Source organism: Pseudonocardia pini, assembly GCF_013870575.1.
GTDB classification, from domain to species: domain Bacteria; phylum Actinomycetota; class Actinomycetes; order Mycobacteriales; family Pseudonocardiaceae; genus Pseudonocardia; species Pseudonocardia pini.
This window is the reverse complement of sequence record NZ_JACBXB010000350.1, coordinates 1-5,540: the sequence shown is the minus strand read 5'-3', so window position 1 is coordinate 5,540 and position 5,540 is coordinate 1. Positions and strand designations below refer to the sequence as shown.

4 protein-coding genes are annotated in these 5,540 nt (G+C 72.5%); 3 read left to right on the top strand and 1 reads right to left on the bottom strand.

Going from position 1 to position 5,540, the window contains the following annotated elements; translation table 11 throughout:
- Positions 1-729 (top strand): sensor histidine kinase (locus H5J29_RS19150; RefSeq protein WP_246394047.1); only part of this gene is annotated, 729 nt, incomplete at its 5' end.
- A gap of 6 nt (positions 730-735) precedes the next feature.
- Here the strand turns inward: H5J29_RS19150 and H5J29_RS19145 are convergent.
- On the bottom strand, positions 736-1,383 hold the full coding sequence (locus tag H5J29_RS19145; protein ID WP_181782390.1) for a response regulator: 648 nt from the start codon (positions 1,381-1,383) through the stop codon (positions 736-738).
- Positions 1,384-1,558: 175 nt separating this feature from the next.
- Between H5J29_RS19145 and H5J29_RS19140 the strand changes: the two genes are divergently transcribed.
- Together H5J29_RS19140 and H5J29_RS19135 are read left to right on the top strand one after the other, a co-directional pair.
- Complete coding sequence (locus tag H5J29_RS19140; RefSeq protein ID WP_181782388.1) at positions 1,559-3,292, top strand: ABC transporter ATP-binding protein; 1,734 nt, start codon at positions 1,559-1,561, stop codon at positions 3,290-3,292.
- Positions 3,292-5,292, top strand: coding sequence for an ABC transporter ATP-binding protein (locus tag H5J29_RS19135; RefSeq protein WP_181782386.1), 2,001 nt, complete (start codon positions 3,292-3,294; stop codon positions 5,290-5,292). The genes H5J29_RS19140 and H5J29_RS19135 overlap by 1 nt, the downstream gene beginning before the upstream one ends.
- The last annotated feature ends 248 nt before the right edge of the window (positions 5,293-5,540 follow it).

Below are 5,540 nucleotides of genomic sequence, written 5' to 3'. Positions count from 1 at the left end.
GAGCGGGTGATCGGCGTGCTCGTCGGGCTGCGGCGGGCGGGGGAGCCGCCCTTCAGGGCGGACGAGATCCCGCTGCTGGACTCCTTCGCCCAGCAGGCCGCGCTGGCCCTGGAACTGGGGGAACGCAACCGCGCGCAACGCCAGCTCGACGTCCTCGCCGACCGCGACCGGATCGCCAGGGACCTGCACGACCACGTCATCCAGCGGCTGTTCGCCACCGGGCTGCGGCTGCAGAGCTCGCTGAAGCTCGACGCGGGCCCCGAGGTCCGCGAGCGCATCGAGGCGGCCGTCGACGACCTGGACCGCACGGTCCGCGAGATCCGGACCTCGATCTTCGCCCTGCACACCGAGGGCGGCGACGGCGTGCGCCGCAGGCTGCTCGACGCCGTCACGGCGGCCGGGGAGGGCGTGCGGACCTCCGTGCGCACGGCCGGGCCGGTGGACACGGTCGTGCCGCCCGAGGTCGCCGCGCACGTCGAGGCGGTGGCGCGCGAGGCGGTGGCCAACGCGGTCCGGCACGGCCGGGCGTCCGCGGTCACCGTCACCCTCGACCTCGGGCCCGCGGATCTGCTGCTGGAGGTGGTCGACGACGGCGTCGGCATCGCGGAGGGCGTGGCCCGCAGCGGGCTGCGCAACCTCGCCGACCGGGCCGCGGAGCTCGGCGGGTCCCTCGACGTGCGCCGCCTCGGCGACGGCGGGACGCGGCTGAGCTGGCGCGTGCCGCGGTAGCCGCCGTCAGCTGCGGCGCCTGCGCTCGGCGTAGACGGCGGCCTCGGTACGGCGGGCGAAGTTCAGCTTGTGCAGCAGCGAGGACACATAGTTCTTGACGGTCTTCTCCGCGAGGAACAGCTCCGCGCCGATCTGGCGGTTGGTGAGCCCGTCCGCGATCAGCTCGAGGATCCGCCGCTCCTGCGGGGACAGCGACTCGTACCGCGGGTCGGAGGCGGCGGGCTCGCGGCCGTGCCGCAGCCTGTCGAGCACCAGCGCGGTGGCCTTCGGGTCCAGCAGCGAGCCGCCCGCCGCGACCGTGCGCACCGCCCCGACCAGGTCGACGCCCGCCACCTGCTTGAGCAGGTAACCCGCCGCGCCCGCCATGATCGCGCCGAACAGCGCCTGGTCGTCCGAGTACGAGGTGAGCATCAGGCACGCGGGCGGCGGGGACACCGCGGACCGGACCTCCCGGCACACCGAGACGCCCTCGCCGTCGGGCAGCCGGACGTCGAGGATCGCGACGTCCGGGCGCAGTGCGGGGATCCGCGCGAGCGCGCCCGCCGCGGTGCCCGCCTCGCCGACGATCTCGATGTCCGGCTCGGTCTCGAGGAGCTGCGCGATGCCGCGTCGGACGATCTCGTGGTCGTCGAGCAGGAACACCGAGATGGTCATCGTGCGCCCCCTTCGTGGTGGGCCCCGACGGTAGCGGCTCCACGCCCCGGGAACAGCATCCGTGCACGGCCTGCGACCCGAACTCGGTGGGGGAGGCCGGGGCCGGTGGACTACCGTTCCGGTGCGCAACCTTGCCCGATGCGCCCCACCCACCACCACGCTCGGGGGTCCCCGGATGTTGCTGCAGCTGCTGCGGCGCCACCTGCGCCCGTACTCGCGCCCACTGCTCGCCGTCGTCGCGCTGCAGCTCGTCGGCACCATGGCCGCGCTGTACCTGCCCAGCCTCAACGCCGACATCATCGACCGCGGCATCGCGCAGGGCGACACGGGCTACATCATGTCCACCGGCGGCTGGATGCTCGTCGTCACGCTGGTGCAGATCGTCTGCTCGATCGCCGCCGTGTACATCGGCTCGCGCACGGCGATGGGCTTCGGCCGCGACCTGCGCCACGACCTGTTCCACCGCGTCGGCGAGTTCTCGGTGCGCGAGGTCAACCGCTTCGGCGCGCCCTCGCTGATCACCCGCGGCACGAACGACGTCCAGCAGGTCCAGATGCTCGTGCAGGTCAGCGCCACGATGATGGTCACCGCGCCGATCATGTGCATCGGCGGCGTGATCATGGCGCTGCAGGAGGACGCCGGGCTGTCCTGGCTGGTGGGCGTGTCCGTGCCGGTCCTGGTGGTGGCGATCGGGCTGGTCGTGGTGCGGATGGTGCCGAAGTTCCGGCTCATGCAGACCCGGATCGACGCCGTCAACCGCGTGCTGCGCGAGCAGATCACCGGCATCCGGGTGGTCCGGGCCTTCGTCCGGGAGCCGGAGGAGACGGCCCGCTTCGGGGTGGCCAACACCGAGGTCACGGCCGTCGCGACGGCCGCGGGCAGGCTCCAGGCGCTGATCTTCCCGATCGTGATCCTGGTGCTCAACGTGTCCAGCGTGGCCGTGCTGTGGTTCGGCGCCATGCGGATCGACGCCGGCGAGATGCAGATCGGCGCGCTGACGGCCTTCCTCGCCTACCTGCTGCAGATCCTGATGGCGGTCATGATGGCCACCTTCATGGCGATCATGATCCCGCGTGCCGCGGTGTGCGCCGAGCGGATCACGGAGGTGCTGGAGACCGAGTCGTCCGTGGCCGCGCCCGTCAGCCCGATCGCCCCGCCGGCACCCGAGGGGCTGCTCGAGTTCCGGCACGCGAGCTTCGCCTACCCCGGCGCGGCCGCGCCGGTGCTGCGCGACGTCAGCTTCACCGCCCGTCCCGGCGAGACCACGGCGATCATCGGGTCCACCGGTGCGGGCAAGACGACGCTGGTCTCCATGGTGCCCCGGCTGTTCGACGCGACCGACGGCAGCGTCCTGGTCGACGGCGTCGACATCCGTTCGCTCGATCCCGAGGAGCTGTGGCGGCGGATCGGGCTCGTCCCGCAGAAGCCCTACCTGTTCTCCGGGACCGTGGCGAGCAACCTGCGCTACGGCGACCCCGCGGCGTCGGACGAGGACCTGTGGGCGGCGCTGGAGATCGCCCAGGCCACGGACTTCGTGCGCGCGATGCCCGAGGGGCTGGACTCGCCGATCTCGCAGGGCGGCACGAACGTGTCCGGCGGCCAGCGGCAGCGGCTCGCGATCGCCCGCGCGCTGGTCAAGCGCCCGGAGATCTACCTGTTCGACGACTCCTTCTCCGCGCTCGACCTCACCACCGACGCCCGGCTGCGGGCCGCGCTCCGCCCGGTCACGGCCGCCGCCACCGTGGTGATCGTGGCCCAGCGGGTGTCGACGATCCGGACCGCGGACCGGATCGTCGTGCTGGAGGACGGGGCGGTGGTCGGGACCGGCACGCACGCGGAGCTGCTGGCCGCGTGCCCGACCTACGTCGAGATCGTCGAGTCCCAGCTCAGCGCGGAGGAGGCGGCCTGATGACGACCACGGCACCTCAGGGACGTCCGCAGCAGGACGCGGACACCGTCAGCGCCGCCCGGGGCGCCGCGGCCCAGCGCAGGGGCGGCGGACCGCCGTGGGGCGGGGTCGGGCAGCCCGCCGAGAAGGCCTCGACGTTCGGGCCCTCGGCGAAGCGGTTGATGCGCCGGCTCGCCCCGGAGCGGGTCGGCGTCCTCGCCGTGATCGCGCTCGGGGTGGTCAGCGTGGCGCTGACCGTGGTCGGGCCGAAGATCCTCGGGCACGCCACGGACCTGATCTTCGCGGGGATCATCGGCAAGCAGCTCCCGGCGGGGCTGACCGCCGCGCAGGCCGCGGACCAGGCCCGCGCCGCCGGGAACGACACCGTCGCGACCCTGATCGAGAGCCAGGGCGTGGTGCCCGGGGTCGGGATCGACTTCCGCACGCTCGGCCTGGTGCTGCTCGGGGTGGTGCTGATCTACCTCGGCGGCTCGGTCTTCGCCTACGCACAGGGCTACCTGCTCAACGGCATCGTCCAGCGCACCGTGTTCCACCTGCGGCGCGAGGTCGAGGACACGATCAACCGGCTGCCGCTGCGCTACTTCGACACCCGCCAGCGCGGCGAGGTGCTCAGCCGCGTCACCAACGACATCGACAACGTGCAGCAGACGCTGCAGCAGACGATGTCGCAGCTGCTCACGTCGCTGCTCACCATCGTGGGCGTGCTGATCATGATGTTCGTGATCTCGCCGCTGCTGTCGCTGGTCGCGCTGGTGACCATCCCCGTGTCGCTGTGGGTCACACAGGCGATCGCGAAGCGCTCGCAGAAGCAGTTCGTGGCGCAGTGGCGCAACACCGGCATCCTCAACGGGCACATCGAGGAGGCCTTCACCGGACACGAGCTCGTGCGCGTGTTCGGCCGCCGGGCCGAGGTCGAGGAGCAGTTCCGGGAGCGGAACGAGGCGCTCTACCAGGCGAGCTTCCGGGCGCAGTTCATGTCCGGGATCATCATGCCGTCGATGATGTTCATCGGGAACCTGAACTACGTCCTGGTGGCGGTGATCGGCGGGCTGCGCGTGGCGTCCGGGGCGATGAGCCTCGGGGACGTGCAGGCCTTCATCCAGTACTCGCGGCAGTTCACGCAGCCGCTGACCCAGGCCGCGTCGATGGCGAACCTGCTGCAGTCCGGCGTCGCGTCCGCGGAGCGGGTGTTCGAGCTGCTCGACGCCGAGCCCCAGTCGCCGGACCCGGCCGTGCCTGCGGTGCGTGCGTCGCGACGGGGGCGGGTGGCGTTCGAGCACGTGTCGTTCCGGTACGTGGCGGACCGGCCGCTGATCGACGACCTGTCGCTCGTGGCCGAGCCCGGCCAGACCGTGGCGATCGTCGGGCCCACCGGCGCGGGGAAGACCACCCTGGTCAACCTCATCCTGCGGTTCTACGAGCTCGACGGCGGCCGCATCACCCTCGACGACGTCGACATCGCCACCATGGCCCGCGCCGACCTGCGGTCGGGGATCGGCATGGTCCTGCAGGACACCTGGCTCTTCCACGGGACCATCCGGGACAACATCGCCTACGGGCGGCCGGGGGCGTCGTCGGAGGAGATCATGGCGGCGGCGCGGGCGACGTACGTGGACCGCTTCGTGCGGTCCCTGCCGCTCGGCTACGACACGGTCATCGACGAGGAGGGTACCGGCGTCAGCGCGGGGGAGAAGCAGCTGATCACGATCGCGCGCGCCTTCCTCGCCGACCCCTCGCTGCTGATCCTCGACGAGGCCACCTCGTCCGTGGACACCCGCACCGAGGTGCTGGTGCAGCGTGCGATGGCGGCCCTCCGCTCGGACCGGACCAGCTTCGTGATCGCCCACCGCCTGTCCACGATCCGAGACGCCGACCTGATCCTGGTCATGGAGGCGGGCGCGATCGTGGAGCAGGGCACCCACGAGGAGCTGCTGGCCGCGGAGGGTGCCTACCACCGCCTCTACACCGCCCAGTTCGCCGCGGCGGCGACCCAGGAGTAGCCCGCAGCCCCGCGAGCCGGACACCACGGGGGCTCCTAACGACCACGGCCGCGGGACCGGCCGGGGACCTCACCGGGTCGTGTCGAGACACCTTTGCTCTGCCCGCACGGCTGCGGTGCGCGGAGAGGGTGCGCGTCTGGGCTGCAGGGCTGCGGCCGTCCTGCGCGGCCGTCCTGCGCGGCCGCCCTGCACCACTGTTCGGCACGGCCTAGCTGGACTGCTCTGCGCGGCCGGGTTGCGCGGCTGGG

What these genes read in the sequence shown, in the direction of transcription:
- H5J29_RS19135 (WP_181782386.1), top strand. Translation starts at nt 3,292, where the DNA reads ATGACGACCACGGCACCTCAGGGACGTCCGCAGCAGGACGCGGACACC.
- H5J29_RS19140 (WP_181782388.1), top strand. Translation starts at nt 1,559, where the DNA reads ATGTTGCTGCAGCTGCTGCGGCGCCACCTGCGCCCGTACTCGCGCCCA.
- H5J29_RS19145 (WP_181782390.1), bottom strand. Translation starts at nt 1,383, where the DNA reads ATGACCATCTCGGTGTTCCTGCTCGACGACCACGAGATCGTCCGACGC.